Consider the following 15,645-nt stretch of genomic DNA (forward strand, 5'->3'; position numbering starts at 1 on the left):
CCTTCTTACAACTGGCGTCTATTCGACTCATGCTGCGAAAGCTCTGCCAGAAAAAGATATGACTTCGGACAGACTCTTAGGCTCGCGATCAAGCACCCCGATTACGTGACTGCGATCATCACCCAAAATGGCTACGCCTCTGTGGGGCAGTCAGTATTGGGCGCCTTGGGAGACCTATCGGCGCGAGCCGACACCGGCCATTGCGATGCAGTACGCGTGTCGCTGTCCGATGAGGCGATCCGTTTCCAGCACGAACACGGAGCGCCCCGCTGAGGCCGTGTCTCCCGATGACTACCTTCTGGACAACTTCTACATGCATCGGCCGGAAGGTGAGGAAATCCAGCTCGATCTTATCCTGAGCTACCGGACCAAGGTCGCGCTCTATCCGGCGTTTCAGGCCTACCTCCGCACCGATCGTCCCCCTGTTCTGGCGGTGTGGGGAAAAAATGACGCCGTCTTTCTGCCGCCCCGAGCGGAGGCATACAAGAGGGACGTTCCGGATGCGGAGGTCTATCTTCTCGAGGCGGGTTGGATTGCGAAAGTGGGCTCACCAGTCGTGATCAGCGCAGGTTGGTGTTGGCAGACATCCGCCCCCAAACCGGCTTAAGCTCTGACCAAATAGCGATGATGAGGGAGATCAGTGTGAGGATGTGGTCGTTGGCCGCGATTGGATCGGTCCTTCTTGCCCCGGCTGCATCCGCGGAGCCGCTGACGTGCGAGCTTTTCCGAGAACGCCTGAACGGGGGATTGTTGATCGTCGGCGATCCGGCGCCGGAGGTTCCGGTCTTCGTTCAGAAAGCCGGAGGAGGAGGAGGCGGCAAACGCTACAGCTGGAGCACGACCGACCTCTCCGGAACGATGACGTGTGACGCGGCCGGCCTCTTTCGGGAGTTCTATGTGACGCTCGAATTCAACTCCCGAGACCGCTTCGCCGAACAGTTGAAACGTCTCGTGGCGATGAACGGCGCCGCGCTCTGCTCGCTCGCGGCGGACGTGCCGGCAGCCTGCGTCGACACCGGCAAAGCTCTGTTGCAGCAGGCCCTTCAACAAACGGGAGAGGCTTACAAACGCAAGCTCGACCACCCCAGCAGCATTGCCACCCTGAAGCCGGTCCCGAATGTCACGGCGGAGATGACCGCCGCCTTGAGCCTCATCACGTTCTCGCTTGCGGTCGATGACGGCGCGACGCTCGACCAAGTCCGCAAACCCTTTTCCACCCCCGCCAAGGCAACGCAATAGGGCAAACTATTCCGGATTCTCCATGCTGAACGCCTGGGCATCCTCGTCATAGGCGAAGAGTTCCCCGTAGCGGCACCACATGATCGCGGTGCGCAAGGTTCGCTCGGCATATTCCTCCGACATATAATCCTCAAGCTCTTCGCGGAAGCGTGAGGCTGGCGCCGTATGGGTCGGCCGCTCGTCGAGCACACGCTTGATGCGGGCGGCGAGTGGGACGTAGGCAAGAAGGTGATCACCGAAGAGACGCTTGCGCTGGTCGACCTCGGCATCCGCGAACCGCCGCCCGGCCCCGGTCAGCTTGATGTCGCCCTCTTCCAGTTCGGCGAAGCGCAGCAGCTGCAGCGTCTCGGCAATGGGGAAGAGTTCATCGATTTCGAGCTGCAGTGAATCGGCGAGATGCGGCAGATCGGCCTTGCCGTTGTAGGGCGCGGCCGCGACCTCCTCGGTCAGACCCGCGATGGAATTGGTGGACACACGAGGCAGCACCATGCCGATGCCGGAGCCCGGGAACAATCCGTCGCGGCCAGGCTGCTTGGACGTGCTGCGGCGGGTCATGAGCGCGTAGATGTTGTCAACGAGCTGGCGGAATTGTGGATCGAGCCGATCGCGCGGATGAGGCAGGGTCACGCGGATTTCGGAGGCGATGCGGCCGGGGTGCGACGACAGCACCAAGATGCGGTCGCACATCAGCACCGCCTCCTCGATGTTGTGGGTCACCATCAACACGGTCTTGATCGGGAGCCGCCCCTCCGTCCAGAGCTCAACGAGATCGCTTCGCAGTGTTTCGGCCGTCAGTACGTCCAATGCCGAGAAGGGCTCGTCCATCAACAGGATATTGGGATGCACGACGAGCGCCCGTGCGAAGCCCACGCGCTGGCGCATGCCGCCCGAGAGTTCCTTCGGATAGGCCGATTCGAAACCGTCGAGGCCGATGAGATCGATAGCCGCGAGCGCCCGCTGGCGGGCCTCTTCGGCCGGAACCCGGATCGCCTTCAGGCCGATCTCGACATTCTCCAGCACCGAAAGCCAGGGAAACAGTGCAAAGCTCTGGAACACCATGGCGACGCCATCCGCCGGCCCTTCGAGCTTGGCACCTTGATAGATCACCTCCCCGCTGGAAGGGCGGATCAGCCCCGAAACGATCCGCAGCAGTGTGGATTTTCCGCATCCGGACCGACCCAACAGGCCGACGATCTCGCCCTCGTTCAGCACGGTCGACATGCCTTCGAGCACCGGCGGGCCGTCGTCGCCATGGCTGCCGCCACGATAGCGCTGCGTCACATTGCGGACCTCGAGGAGAGGCCCCTTGGCTGCGTCTAGCATCCTAGATCCTCAGTTGATGCGGAGGCGGCGTTCCGCGAATCCGAACAGCGGGCGCCACAGAAGGCGGTTGAACATGATGACGAAGACCGACATGACCGCGACCCCGAGCACGATACGCGGAAAATCGCCAGCATCGGTCGCCTGGGCGATGTAAGCGCCGATGCCATGGGCCGCGACTTTATCGTCCCCCCACTTCACATATTCCGCCACGATAGCGGCGTTCCACGAGCCGCCCGACGCCGTAAGAGCCCCGGTGACGTAATAGGGAAAGATGCCGGGGAGAATGACTTTGCGCCACCAGGACCACCCGGTGATCCGAAAGTTGGCGGCCGCTTCCTTCAGGTCGTTGGGATAGGCCGAGGCCCCCGCGATGACGTTGAAGACGATGTACCATTGGGTCCCGAAGATGATCAGGAACGACAGCCAGATGTCGGGATTCAGTCGAAATGACAGGATTCCAATCACCGCGATCGGAAACAGCACGTTGGCCGGGAAGGCGGCGAGGAACTGCGCCAGCGGCTGGACCTTCTCGGCCAGGTTGGGCCGCAAGCCGACCCACACACCGATCGGCACCCAGAACAGCGTGGCGAGGGCGAGAAGGACCACGACGCGCAACATCGTGACCAGCGTCAACCCCATTGCCACGATCAGATCGTGCCAAGTCAGGGCCGCCCCGACGAAGGTGGCAACTTCGTAAACGCTGTAGGCCGCGAGGAGCCCGACCAGCGCGAACCACACGATATCGATCAGGCGCGACACCGTTCGGGACGCCGGCCGTGACGAGCCCCAGGCTGGAAGATCGATCCGCAAACTCGTGAACCAATCGAACGCGTCCCGGACTGGATCTGTCGCCCGCTTGAGCCAGGAGGTTCGCTGGTAGAGTCGGAGCACCCAGGGTGTATCGCCCTTCTCCGAGGCAGATAATTCCACCTTGAATTTATCCGCGAAGGCGACGATCGGACGAAAGACGAGCTGGTCATAGAGCACGATCACGACCAGCACGGCCAGCACCGCCATCAGCACACAATCGACGCGACGCTGATCGATGGCGACTGCGAGATAGGAGCCGATTCCCGGAAGCTTGATGGTCGTATCACCGACCGAGATCGCCTCCGAGGCGACCACAAAGAACCAGCCCCCCGACATCGACATCATGGCGTTCCAGATCAATCCCGGCACCGCGAACGGGGTCTCGAGTTGCCAGAATCGCTGCCATCCCGAGAGGCGGAACCCGTCAACAACCTCGCTGAGATCACGCGGAACGGTTCGGAGGGATTGGTAGAACGAGAAGGCCATATTCCAGGCCTGGCTCGTGAAGATGGCAAAGATGGCCGCACATTCGGCACCGAGCAGGCTGCCGGGAAACAGACCGAGGAAGAACGTCACCGTGAAGCTGAGAAATCCCAGGATCGGTACGGACTGCAGAACGTCGAGCAGAGGAATCAGCACCATCTCGGCACGGCGGCTCTTCGCCGCGATGGTGGCATAGGTCAAAGTGAAGATGATCGAGGCCGTCATGGCGGCAAACATGCGAAGCGTCGTGCGCAACGCATAATAGGGAAGCTGCAGATAGCTCAGGTCGATCGCATTGGCGCTGGGGGCCGGCAGTGGCACCAGCATGCCGCGCGATCCATGTACGATCAGCACGAACGCACCGAAGATCAGGGACAGCGCGATGATGTCCCACTGGTTCGGCAGGGTTCGCCGCCCCAGCGACGCAAACGTCACAAATCTCGTCATGAAACTCCGGCGCGCCGCTTAGGGATACGATTGCGAGTGCCTTGCCGTGGCAAAGCTCAGGCTCGGATGCCTTACGCATGTTCGATTTGCGTGACAATCAGAAGACAGCGCATAGGCCGCCGTGAACGACAGATTCAATGTCCCCGAAATGGGCTCGGGCCAAGTCTGACGCGTGGTCACAAAACCCTTGGTGTGTGGCTCCAGACCGCAGGTCTTCAGGGGTGAATGTGTGCTGGACCGGATCGATTTCACCGGGGATGCGGATAGGATGCCGAAGGCTGCGAAAGGCGTTGCCGCGTGGCCCTACCTCCAAGCAAGGAGCACCAGCATGGATGTCCATTCAGTCAAGATCCCCGGCCCGGATCACCCGATCGCAATCGAGCCACACCACAGCCGTGTGGTCGTCACCGTCGCGGGGGAGACAATCGCCGACAGCCGGAACGTTCTCACGCTTCGAGAGGGATCGTACCCGCCCGTGCACTACATTCCGCGGGCCGATGTCGACATGGCTCATCTGGCGCGCAGTACGCGAACGAGCCACTGCCCCTACAAGGGACAAGCCTCATACTACAGCATTCCCGCGGGCGGCGACCGCTCACGTGACGCGATCTGGACCTATGAGGACGCTTATCCGGCCGTGGCCGCCATCCGGGGCCACCTGGCTTTTTATCCCGACCGAGTGGACGCCATCGACATCCGTCCGGCCTGATCTGATCACCAGTCGGACAAGTTGGTTGAAGAGGCCGAACCAGCCTCAGGTGGCCCCAACCACCTTGTGGAAGGCCTGCACCAGCCCGGTGTCGAGCTTGACGCCCATCTCGACCAGATGTGAGAGCGCTGCGTGGGATGTTGTCGGTGGTTTGTAGGACCGCCGTTCAATGAGCGCAGCGTAGATGTCGCAGATCGTGACAAGCCGCACGAAGTCGGGGATGCGTTTGCCTTGGAGGCCATCCGGATATCCCGAGCCGTCGATATATTCATGGTGATGGCGAACCACATCGAGAAGGCACGGATCGAGCTGCCGCTGTCCCGCCAGGAGGTTGTAGCCGATCATCGGATGGTTTCGCATGATCGTGAATTCCTCCGGCGTGAGCCGACCCGCCTTGTTGAGGATTGCGTAAGGTATGTGCGCCTTACCGACGTCATGAAGCAGTGCCGCCTGAGACAGCAGGCGTTGCGTTTTTGGCGACAACCCCAATGCAACGGAAAAGGCTGCGACCAGCCCGGCCACGAGCAGGCAGTGCTGGTAGGTTATGTCATCGTACTTCCACACAACGTCGAGCCAAGCGCGCACGTTTGTTCGCTTCATAGCGGAGAGGACGACGTCCCCACCCCGATCTAAGGCCTCCACCGAGATATCTTGGCGTTGACGAGCACTTTCCAGCATGCCGGCAAGTGCGGCTTCGGTATCGCGCACCCCGGCTTCGATCAGGCGAGTGCCGTCATCCGACGCATTCTCGTTTTGGAGGCCGGCGAGCAACCGGTGGATCGTGGTGATAAGTTGCGACGGCGGCGTCTGGACGGGAACGATGGCACTGGCACCAGCTGCCTGCGCCTGTGCCTGGGTCAACTGGCTTGGATCTCGGACAAGGCAGAGAACCGGCGCGGGACGGCCAGAGCGATAATACGCGAGCGCAGCGTGAAGCGCTTCGATCGAGGCCACATTGTCGAAGGCGACGTCACACACAATCAGACTAGGCACCAAAGCTTGTTCCAGAGTGGAACCAAGTTCAAGCACCGTGCACGGGCGGACCTGCTGCAAGATCTGCCGCAAACGGCGCCCTTCCCGCCCCCGATCCGTGAGTAGAAGCACCCCTTTGTCTCCCCGACGCCGATCGTCCGATGCATTGGACGAAACAGCGATTCATCTCAGCCTTTCGATAAGGAAGCGTTGTTGCGGTCGAGATCATCCTTGCGAACGCCACGATTCTTGACGTTTGGTAAGGAGACGTTAAATGGCTTGCGGCGTGTCCGTCCGACTGCACCACGGTTCGAGCCGGTCAGGGGCGGTCGACCTCGACCATTTGGCCGGCTGCGGTGATCGCAGTGCCGGTAGCCGTGGCATCGGCGACACGATCGAGGCGAAGCATCGCCAGACCACGCCCGCCCTCCACAGTGCCGACTGTTCCGATCGGGAGATCGCCGGCCAGGATCTCCGACCCGGGTTTCGGCGGCGCGTCGGGAAAGTGGACGGGCGTCACGCGCTTGCGTGTCGTGCTTCTGTGCTGCATGCGCGATACGACCTCCTGGCCGACGTAGCAGCCTTTGGTGAAATCGACCCCATACAGTCGGTCGAGGTTTGCCTCGTGCGGAAAGGAGTCGCCATAAGTAAAATCGAGGCCGCCCTCAGGGACGACCGCCAAGATCCGGCGCGTCCGATAATCGGCGGGTGCTGGTGCCAAGCTCATAATGAGATCAGACGGGCCGACAGCCCTGTTCCCGAGGTTCGCGGATCGCGGGTCGGCATAGATGACGACGCCCGTGCCGGTTGGCGCAATGTCCCCGACAAGAGGGCTTGCCCCAAGCTGCCCGCTTCGATCAGCAATCGTGACCTTGGCTCTCAGCTTGTACAGGGTGAGCCTGCGCGCGAGATCCGGGGCGAGCACAGCTGGACAATCGAGGAGAAAGCGCTCGTGGAGGTCGGGCTCCGGCGCCGCGACCACCATGAAATCTACGATGATCTTGCCTTGGGGCGTCAACAAGGCCGCATAGCACGCCTGCCCGGAGGTGAGTTTTTCGACGTCGTTCGTAACCAGGCGCTGAAGAAAATCGCGCGCCTCCGGGCCCGAAACTTCCACGACACCGCGACGATCCGTCGACGCACCCGATTCCATATCGTTCCTCGCCCGTTGCGACACATCGGGAGATAAGGGGACCAAGCGGCCACACAAGGGCAGCGCGCCGATCGTGTCCGCGGAGGGGGCGTCCCTCCTCGCAGAACCCTGGCCCGCTACTTCGGCTGTACGTCACCCGTGTCACCGGGCCCACCCGGTGGAGGGATGACCGGCATGGTTCCAGTTTTGGGCGCGGACTTGTGAATTCCCGGATCGACGTCGCCCTGGGGATGGATGACGCCGTTCGTCGTATTCAGCTTCTCGCTGAGCGTGCCAGGCCGCTTGGCAATATCGGTGCTTGCCGGGGACTGATCAACATCAGCCGCACCTGCTGCCGGTTGCGCTCGAGCGGTCCCAACAAAAGTGCCGAGGAGCGCCACGCCCGCGAGAATTCCTGCACGCTTCTTCATCGCTACACCCCATCGAACCCGGAAACAGCTTCTTTCGCACTCCACATCAGGATGGCTGGTCGGTGAGCACCTGGAGAGGCCTCGGGACGTTTGTTCAGCTTCGACGCCTGCAGTCAGGTCAATGTAGAGCATGGCCCGTGACCGCTTCGTCCAAACCTGGAACTAACGAACGCGACGTCGGTTGCATGGCATAGAGCGTGGGAGATCGCACGTGTTGGGTCGGTGGAAGCCGGACATGGCGACATGCTGACGGATGTCACGTTGCAACATGTCTGTTCATCGCCAGCTAACACCCCCATGCGATGCTGAAGTGGCATGCGAGACGAAGCAGACACCTTGAGCCCTATGACACAGATCAACCGCGACTGGGAGGGCACATTCCGGACCGAATTCCTGGAAAAGCACCTCGTGAGCTTCAAGGAATGCGCGCTCTCCTACGCGACGATGGATTTGGGCCGGCTTCTGGCCGAGATGGCTCTGCTGATACGGCCTGACGTGAGGGCCGTGCCGTTCGGCTCCTCGGGATGGCGCTACTATGCTCTGATGGACGCGCTGGTGCGCCGAACAGGCGACAGCCAGGAGATGTCGGATCGCGAGCGGGCGCGCCTTGTCAATGTGTGCATCGACTTCGTCGAATATGTTCGGCGTCAGACACCGCCGAAGCGACAGGACGACTTCAACCGGGCTCTGTCGGCCACGCTCGACAGCGTCGACTTGTTCGGGCGCTATCCTCTGGTGGCTCAGTTGGTGGCGGATGGCACCCGGGACTTTGGCGGCACGTTCGAAGAAAACCAGATCGGGGCAATTCTCACGACCGGTAAATAGCCAAGCCTAATCCTCGGCGGAACGCACTCTCTGCGCCGCTTGATGGCTGGCCTCACTGCGACTTTCAGGATCCAGTGTTTGCCGAAGCCTTAAGCTAAGCCTTGCGTCAGAGCAGCTTGTTCGAGCATACGCGTCAAAGGATCGGCTCCATTGCGTAGGTATTCACATTTTCGCTTTTAACCCAATATTAAGGATTGAAGGGTGTCGATTCGCGACCTCCCTTCAAATACATGCAAGCCGATTGAGCTGCCTCCGCGAAAGCGCTGCCAAACTAGATGTGGATAATGTTTTGGCCTGCGACTCCTATGGCCGATCTCAAGGTAGGTTAAATCCAACGCGAGAGCTTTGCGCCTTCTTTACCAGTCTCCGACACTGGCCGATCGGTTCGTCCCGTCGGCCGTGTCCGTTGGAAGGTTCGAAGCTTGAATTTAGTCCCTTGAGGTTGGCCGGCAGGGCCGTTTCGAGGCTGCAGTTTGGGTGATGAACGATGCGAATCAATCGCCACTACACGAAGTCCTCGGGCGCGCCTTATGCCGGCATAGAGTTCCGTGCGACCAAATCCGAGATCAGGAATCCTGACGGATCCGTGGTATTTTCCCTCGACGGGATCGAGGTTCCGGCCGCATTCTCACAGGTTGCAGCCGACGTGCTGGCGCAGAAATATTTCCGCAAGGCGGGTGTGCCCACGCGTCTGAAGAAGGTCGAGGAAAACGACGTCCCGTCCTTCCTGTGGCGTTCGGTGCCTGACACCGAGGCTCTCGCGGTCTTGCCGGAGAGCGAGCGCGCCGGCTCAGAGACCTCGTCCAAGCAGGTGTTCGACCGGCTGGCCGGCACCTGGACCTATTGGGGATGGAAGGGCGGTTATTTCACGTCGGAGGAGGACGCCCATGCGTTCCACGATGAGCTCCGCCACATGCTGGCCCGCCAGATGGTCGCGCCGAACTCGCCGCAATGGTTCAACACCGGTTTGCACTGGGCCTATGGCATCGATGGGCCCGGCCAAGGCCATTCCTATGTCGATTTTCGCACCGGGAAGCTGACGAAGTCCGAGTCGGCTTATGAGCATCCGCAGCCGCATGCGTGCTTCATCCAATCCGTTGCCGATGACCTTGTGAATCCGGGCGGCATCATGGACCTTTGGGTGCGTGAGGCGCGGCTCTTCAAATACGGTTCCGGCACCGGCACCAACTTCTCGCGCCTGCGCGGCGAGAATGAGAAGCTGTCGGGCGGCGGGCGGTCCTCGGGTCTGATGTCCTTCCTGAAGATTGGCGATCGGGCTGCCGGCGCCATCAAATCGGGCGGCACCACCCGCCGTGCGGCCAAGATGGTGGTGGTCGATGCCGATCATCCGGATATCGAGGCCTATATCGATTGGAAGGTGCGCGAAGAGCAGAAGGTCGCGGCGCTCGTCACAGGCTCCAAGATCAACAAGAAGCACCTGAAGGCGGTGTTGCGTGCCTGCGTAAACTGCGAAGGCCCCGGAGATGACTGCACGAACCCGGAGAAGAATCCGGCGCTCAAGAAGGAAATCAGGGCCGCACGCCTGAATGCCGTGCCGGACAACATGATCCAGCGCGTGATCCAGCTCGCGCGCATGGGCCATACGTCGATCGACCTGCCGGAATTCGACACCGACTGGGATTCTGAGGCCTATCTCACGGTCGCGGGCCAGAACTCGAACAATTCGGTGCGGGTCACCGACGATTTTCTGCGTGCCGTCGAGACCGACGCCGATTGGGCGTTGACGCGGCGGCTCGATGGAAAGCCTTTGAAGACCATCAAGGCCCGTGCCTTGTGGGAGAAGATCGGCTTCGCGGCCTGGGCTTCGGCCGATCCAGGCCTGCAATATCATACCACCATCAACGACTGGCATACCTGCCCGGTCTCAGGGCCGATCATCGCCTCGAATCCGTGCTCGGAATACATGTTCCTCGACGACACGGCCTGCAACCTGGCGTCGTTGAACCTGCTGCAATTCAAGGATCCCGCAACCAAGCGGATCGATACGGTGGCCTATGAGCATGCGGTCCGTCTGTGGACGGTGGTGCTCGAGATCTCCGTGCTGATGGCGCAGTTCCCCTCGGAGGAGATCGCCACGCGCTCCTACCGCTACCGGACGCTGGGGCTTGGCTACGCCAACATCGGCGGCCTCCTCATGTCTTCGGGCATCGCCTATGATTCCGACGAGGGCCGTGCCATCTGCGGCGCGCTCTCGGCCATCATGACAGGTGTGTGCTACGCGACCTCGGCCGAGATCGCGTCCGAGCTCGGGGCTTTCCCGGGTTACGCACCCAATGCCGATGCCATGCTGCGCGTGATGCGTAACCATCGCCGTGCGGCCTATGGCGAGGCCATTGGTTACGAGCAGGTGGCTGTCATGCCCGTTCCGCTTGACGCGGCGTCCTGCCCGGACCCGATGCTGATCGAGCGCGCCCGGCTCGCTTGGGATGCCGCTGTCAGCGGCGGTAAAATGCATGGCTATCGCAATGCCCAGACGACGGTCGTGGCCCCGACGGGCACGATCGGCCTCGTGATGGATTGCGACACAACCGGCATTGAGCCGGATTTCGCGCTTGTGAAATTCAAGAAGCTCGCCGGGGGCGGCTATTTCAAGATCATCAACCGTGCGGTGCCCGAAGCACTGCGTGCGCTCGGTTATCGCGAAAACGAGATCGCCGAAATCGAGGTCTATGCGCTCGGCCACGGCAGCCTGCGTCAGGCGCCGGCCATCAACACCTCGTCGCTGCGCGCACGAGGCTTCACCGACGAGAAGCTCGAAGGCTTGGAGAAGAGCCTTGCCAATGCCTTCGATATCAAGTTCGCCTTCAACAAATGGGCGCTCGGCGCGGATTTCCTCGTCAACACCCTGAAGGTCCCGGCCGACAAGCTCGACGACCAGAGGTTCGAGCTCCTGCCTTTCCTCGGCTTCTCCAAGGCCGACATCGAGGCCGCCAACATCTTCTGCTGCGGAGCCATGACGCTCGAAGGCGCACCGCACCTCAAGGTGTCACATTACAAGGTGTTCGATTGCGCCAATCCCTGCGGCCGCACGGGCAAGCGCTATCTGTCCGTCGAGAGCCACATCCGCATGATGGCGGCGGCGCAGCCCTTCATCTCGGGCGCGATCTCCAAGACCATCAACATGCCGAACGATGCGACGGTCGAGGCCTGCAAGGAGGCTTATCTCCTGTCCTGGCGTTTGGGGTTGAAGGCCAATGCGCTCTACCGCGACGGTTCGAAGCTCTCTCAGCCGCTGAATTCCCAGCTGATCGAAAACGACGATGAGGTCGAGGACGCGGTCGAGACGCATCTCGCGACGCCGATGCCGGCGCGCACGGCCGAAGTCGCCGAACGGATCGTGGAGCGCATCGTCGAGCGGGTGGAGCGCCAGCGTGAGCGCGAGAAACTGCCGAACCGCCGCGCGGGTTACACCCAGAAGGCGTCTGTCGGCGGTCACAAGATCTATCTGAAGACGGGCGAGTACAAGGACGGGCGGCTCGGCGAGATCTTCCTCGACATGCACAAGGAAGGCGCCGCCTTCCGGTCGCTGATGAACAATTTCGCGATCGCTATCTCACTTGGCCTGCAATATGGCGTGCCGCTTGAGGAATACGTTGAGGCCTTCACGTTCACGCGATTTGAGCCGGCCGGCCCCGTGCAGGGCAATGACGCGATCAAGAATGCGACCTCTATCCTCGACTATGTGTTCCGCGAACTTGCGGTCTCATATCTCGACCGGACGGATCTCGCGCATGTGGCGCCGTCGGATCTCGGCTTTGACGCCATGGGGAAGGGTGAAGGCGAAGGCCGAACGGGTGGCATGGAAGTTCGGGCGAGCGACTCGGGTTTCGTCTCCAAGGGTCTTGTCCGATCCAAGGGCGACCGGCTGATGCTCGTGCGCGGCGGCGCTTCGGGTGAATCGCGTGCCGCGCAAGTGACCAAGTCGCCGGCCTTTTCGACGGAGGGCGCGACAGCCCTCAAGCAGGAGGTGAGCCGAGAGGTGGCCCGTGAGGCCGTTACGGAAGAACTCTCTGCCTTGGCCTGGAACGAGCCGCAGGGCTTCGCGGCTGCCAGGGAAGCCGTGGCTGACAAGAAGGCCGAGGCGCGAATGAAGGGCTACGTCGGCGAATCCTGTCCAGAATGCGCGAACTTCACGCTCGTACGGAACGGCACATGTCTGAAGTGCGACACTTGCGGAGCGACGACGGGATGCAGCTGAGGTAGAATTGTGTTTCGAGACCGCAGAGACGATTTCAGATGAAAAGAAATCGTCTCTGCGGAGGCAGGACGACTTCTAGAGCTGGTAAAAGCTTCACAGGAGCGATGCTTGGACGTCGTCTCCGTTTCTACTGGCTTCAGCAAAATGGCTGGCAACATAAGGGTAAGCTTACGCTGAAGGGAAATTACCCAGGGGCCATTTGAGCAGGGTCAGGCGCTGACGGTCTGGAGAATGATCTCGAAGGCGTTGTTGACGGGCCGGAGGCGCTTGGTGTCCACCACGGTACGGACATCGGCCTCTCCCTGAGCTGCCGACATGGCGCGATAGCCGTTGGTGACCTTGCGCTGGGTGACCGACGGTCTGAGTGCGCGTTCACAGCCATTGTTGAGGCGTAGACAATGCCCGGCCATTTAGCAAAGGTGAGAAGCTGGTCGCGCGCTCGTCTGAACCTGTTCTGGAGGTTTCGCGCGAGATCGCAAGATGTCTGGGTCGCGAGCGTTGCGATGCGGGCTGCCACGGCAAACGCACCTTGAAGCCACAGCTTGAGCCGCATCGGCAGGAGATCCTCGCCCGCTTGATGACATCGCGCGCCAGATGCGCGAGGCAGGTCTGCTGGGCTCCCGCATGCCCTCCAGTCGCCACTCCACCCTGCTGCGCAGGATGGAGCCTCTCGCTCCTTCCGCCCTGTTGGGCGGAATAGCGGTCTGACAGCCAGACCGCCGGTCGGTGTCGATCCATCATGTCCCGGATCACCACGGCGCCGCGCGTCAGAGACGCCTGATGAACCACGGCGTCGTTGCAGCGGAAGACCCAATGAAACGAATTGCTGCCCTCGATGCGGACCCCGGCCTCGTCCGAGGCGATCACGTCGGCTTGGCGCAGGACCGCGACAGCATCGTCGCGCTTGGCCGCGAACGTCCGCTGCGCGGCGGAGCATGTTCATCAGCCCCTCTCCGCCTGCTACTCCACTCAGCTTCGCCGAGCGGAGCCTCTTGCAGGCTCCGCCCTGGCTGACCGTCCGGGCGAAGAGATGCTCAAGGGCGCCTTGCAGACGCTCATAGGACAGCGCCTGGAACGTCTTGAAATAGGTTTCTACCGTGTGGAGGCGTGGGCCGAACGGTGTCCCCTTCGCCGCCGAGGGCATCGGCGCCTCGACCGTCGCACCGCACGACGGACAGCGCACGGCCAGGCGTCGATGGCGCTCGACGAAGGGCTTGATCGCAGGCAGCTCAACCTTATCGTGCTCGCTGACCACCTCTGCAGCCAAATCGCTGGGCAGAGCCATGCGGCAACACGGGCATTCCTGGGGATGAGGATTGACGATCCGATCGACATCCTCGCTCAAACGGCGCGAATGCCCCTCGTGGCCCGGCTTGGCCCAGCCAGGTTTGGCCCTCTCACCGCGCTCTTTTCGATCGGTCGAGGGGCGGCTTGGCCGACGTCTGCGACGTCTTCGTCGGGCGTTGCAGCCGCAACACCAGCTCGATCAGCTCGTCTTTGCTTAATCGCTCAAGATCGGGCCCATTCGCCAAAGGAATCAACGATTTCCTCCCGTGACAAAGGGGGTGGGTAATCACGCAGGCTTGATCGGGAAGATCAACGCGCAGACGTTGCCACTGATCGTTGACTGGCTTGCGCGGCACCATATCCCATTCGATGAGATCCACGTCGGCAAACCCTGTGCGGGCACGAGGGATTTTGCGTCGATGATCGGGCGGTGCGGCCATCTATACCGGCCCCGGATAGTGAGACACCGATCTTGATCCTATGCGGCAATAGCCGCGGGTGAAAGGAGGTCGCGTCGAACGGCGGCGGGGGTTCGATGCCCGAGCCGTCCGATCATCCACATGGTGTTGTAGGTGTCCTTGAAGGCGAGTAGCGCCCGGCGCAACTGCTCGACGGTGTCGAAGCTCTGCACCCAAAGGAGGTTTTCCTTGAGGGTGCGGATGAAGCGTTCGGCGCAGCCGTTGCCTCGGGAGCCCGCACGAAGGCGGGTGAGCTTTCGGCGCCCAAGAAGGCAATCTCCTCCTGAAAGGCACGTGCCATGTACTGGCTGCCGTGGTCATGCCGGACCGACAGACCGCGGGCAACGTCCTTGGCGAAGCCACCGAAGTGCTGGCGCGCCCTGGCGGATCGGTTCCAGCGCCTCGAAACGGGTCCCGTGGTGAGCGGCGTGCATACCGACGCATTCGGCATTGTGGTGATCGACGGCAATGAAGACCGCCACCTGTCCTCACGGGTCCAGGCCGTCGTCATGTCCGTCCCTCCGCCTGCAACTCCACACAGCTTCGCTGCGCGGAGCCTCTTGCAGGCTCCGCCCACATCGTGTCGATCGTCGTGGGGATGATGGTGCCGTCGTGATTACGCGGTCCTCGCTGTGATCCAATGCGCGAGGGTGCCAAAAGGCCATGCTCGCGCATCAGCCGCAGCACGTGGTGACGTGCCTGGCCTCGAAGTCCGGATCCTTGGACAGTTTGAAGTGGCGCACGAGGTGCGGCTTCAAGCCATGGTCGCGCCAGATCTTCTGCACCGAACCCGGTGCGATGCCGACCGCCTTGGCCATCATGCGAGTACTCCAAGGCGTCGCCTCGGTCGGCCGCTCCGTCGTGGTCTTGCTCACAACCTTGCGGATAACCTCAGGAGGCAGTCGCCCGGGAGGCCGGGTCTTGTCGCGCAACAGACCGTCGAAACCGGCTTCGGCAAAGCGCGCCTGCCAGCGCCACACCGTCGGCTTCGATTGCCCGGTCTGCCGCATGATCTCCATCGTGCCCAGGCCGTCGCCGGTCAGAAGAACGATGTGTGCTCGGGCCGCATGCTTTTGTGGCGTGTTCCGGTCCGCCACCAACTCGCTCAGCCGCGCCCGATCCTCGGGCAATACTGAGACCTCAACACCGCGTCGCATGACCCCAGCATGCCACCTCCGCAGCAGTGTGGGAATCCTCCAACCCGGTCAGAACACTAGGCACGGTTCCGCCTTTAAAACACGCACACCCACCCGCGCCATGCCGGCCCGTCGCTTCATTGAAATGTAGGGATTTCAACATGCAAGGGGCCA

The 15,645-nt window shown here is 61.8% G+C and carries 10 protein-coding genes and 4 pseudogenes; 6 read left to right on the forward strand and 8 right to left on the reverse strand.

Annotation, left to right across the window (positions count from 1 at the left end; all coding sequences use genetic code 11):
* The 3 genes and pseudogenes from M8523_RS24880 to M8523_RS24890 form a co-directional block, all read left to right on the forward strand.
* A pseudogene (locus M8523_RS24880) lies at positions 1-273 on the forward strand (hypothetical protein); the annotation flags it as partial.
* A gap of 4 nt (positions 274-277) precedes the next feature.
* Positions 278-607 carry an alpha/beta fold hydrolase gene (locus tag M8523_RS24885; RefSeq protein WP_282587603.1) on the forward strand — a complete coding sequence of 110 codons (330 nt, stop codon included), beginning with the start codon at positions 278-280 and terminating at the stop codon, positions 605-607.
* Between the two features lie 50 nt (positions 608-657).
* The gene (locus M8523_RS24890; protein WP_282587604.1) at positions 658-1,239 is read left to right on the forward strand and encodes a hypothetical protein; all 582 of its coding nucleotides are present in this window, start codon (positions 658-660) and stop codon (positions 1,237-1,239) included.
* Between the two features lie 6 nt (positions 1,240-1,245).
* On the opposite strand, the gene M8523_RS24895 is transcribed toward M8523_RS24890, so the two are convergent.
* Positions 1,246-2,562 carry an ABC transporter ATP-binding protein gene (locus M8523_RS24895; protein ID WP_282587605.1) on the reverse strand — a complete coding sequence of 439 codons (1,317 nt, stop codon included), beginning with the start codon at positions 2,560-2,562 and terminating at the stop codon, positions 1,246-1,248.
* 9 nt (positions 2,563-2,571) lie between these two features.
* Entirely contained in the window at positions 2,572-4,302 is a 1,731-nt protein-coding gene (locus tag M8523_RS24900) for an ABC transporter permease (protein WP_282587606.1), read from the reverse strand.
* A gap of 328 nt (positions 4,303-4,630) precedes the next feature.
* On the opposite strand from M8523_RS24900, the gene M8523_RS24905 reads away from it, so the two are divergent.
* The gene (locus M8523_RS24905; protein ID WP_282587607.1) at positions 4,631-5,011 is read left to right on the forward strand and encodes a DUF427 domain-containing protein; all 381 of its coding nucleotides are present in this window, start codon (positions 4,631-4,633) and stop codon (positions 5,009-5,011) included.
* A gap of 45 nt (positions 5,012-5,056) precedes the next feature.
* On the opposite strand, the gene M8523_RS24910 is transcribed toward M8523_RS24905, so the two are convergent.
* From M8523_RS24910 to M8523_RS24920, 3 genes are all read right to left on the reverse strand, one after another.
* On the reverse strand, positions 5,057-6,004 hold the full coding sequence (locus M8523_RS24910) for an HD-GYP domain-containing protein (protein ID WP_282587608.1): 948 nt from the start codon (positions 6,002-6,004) through the stop codon (positions 5,057-5,059).
* A 298-nt stretch (positions 6,005-6,302) separates the two neighbouring features.
* On the reverse strand, positions 6,303-7,136 hold the full coding sequence (gene ygfZ, locus M8523_RS24915; RefSeq protein ID WP_282587609.1) for a CAF17-like 4Fe-4S cluster assembly/insertion protein YgfZ: 834 nt from the start codon (positions 7,134-7,136) through the stop codon (positions 6,303-6,305).
* A 116-nt stretch (positions 7,137-7,252) separates the two neighbouring features.
* Positions 7,253-7,546 (reverse strand): hypothetical protein, encoded by a 294-nt coding sequence (locus M8523_RS24920; RefSeq protein ID WP_282587610.1) that lies wholly within the window; start codon positions 7,544-7,546, stop codon positions 7,253-7,255.
* 345 nt (positions 7,547-7,891) lie between these two features.
* Between M8523_RS24920 and M8523_RS24925 the strand changes: the two genes are divergently transcribed.
* Together M8523_RS24925 and M8523_RS24930 are read left to right on the forward strand one after the other, a co-directional pair.
* Complete coding sequence (locus tag M8523_RS24925) at positions 7,892-8,371, forward strand: hypothetical protein (RefSeq protein ID WP_282587611.1); 480 nt, start codon at positions 7,892-7,894, stop codon at positions 8,369-8,371.
* A 487-nt stretch (positions 8,372-8,858) separates the two neighbouring features.
* Entirely contained in the window at positions 8,859-12,590 is a 3,732-nt protein-coding gene (locus tag M8523_RS24930) for a vitamin B12-dependent ribonucleotide reductase (protein ID WP_282587612.1), read from the forward strand.
* 209 nt (positions 12,591-12,799) lie between these two features.
* Here the strand turns inward: M8523_RS24930 and M8523_RS24935 are convergent.
* The 3 pseudogenes from M8523_RS24935 to M8523_RS24945 all read right to left on the reverse strand — a co-directional run.
* Positions 12,800-14,122: pseudogene (locus M8523_RS24935) on the reverse strand (IS66 family transposase).
* Positions 14,123-14,355: 233 nt separating this feature from the next.
* Positions 14,356-15,034 (reverse strand): annotated as a pseudogene (locus M8523_RS24940) (transposase); the annotation flags it as partial.
* Positions 15,028-15,492 (reverse strand): annotated as a pseudogene (locus tag M8523_RS24945) (helix-turn-helix domain-containing protein); the annotation flags it as partial. The pseudogenes M8523_RS24940 and M8523_RS24945, both read right to left, overlap by 7 nt.
* Between the last annotated feature and the right edge of the window lie 153 nt (positions 15,493-15,645).

This window comes from Lichenifustis flavocetrariae (assembly GCF_026130545.1).
GTDB lineage: Bacteria > Pseudomonadota > Alphaproteobacteria > Rhizobiales > Beijerinckiaceae > Lichenihabitans > Lichenihabitans flavocetrariae.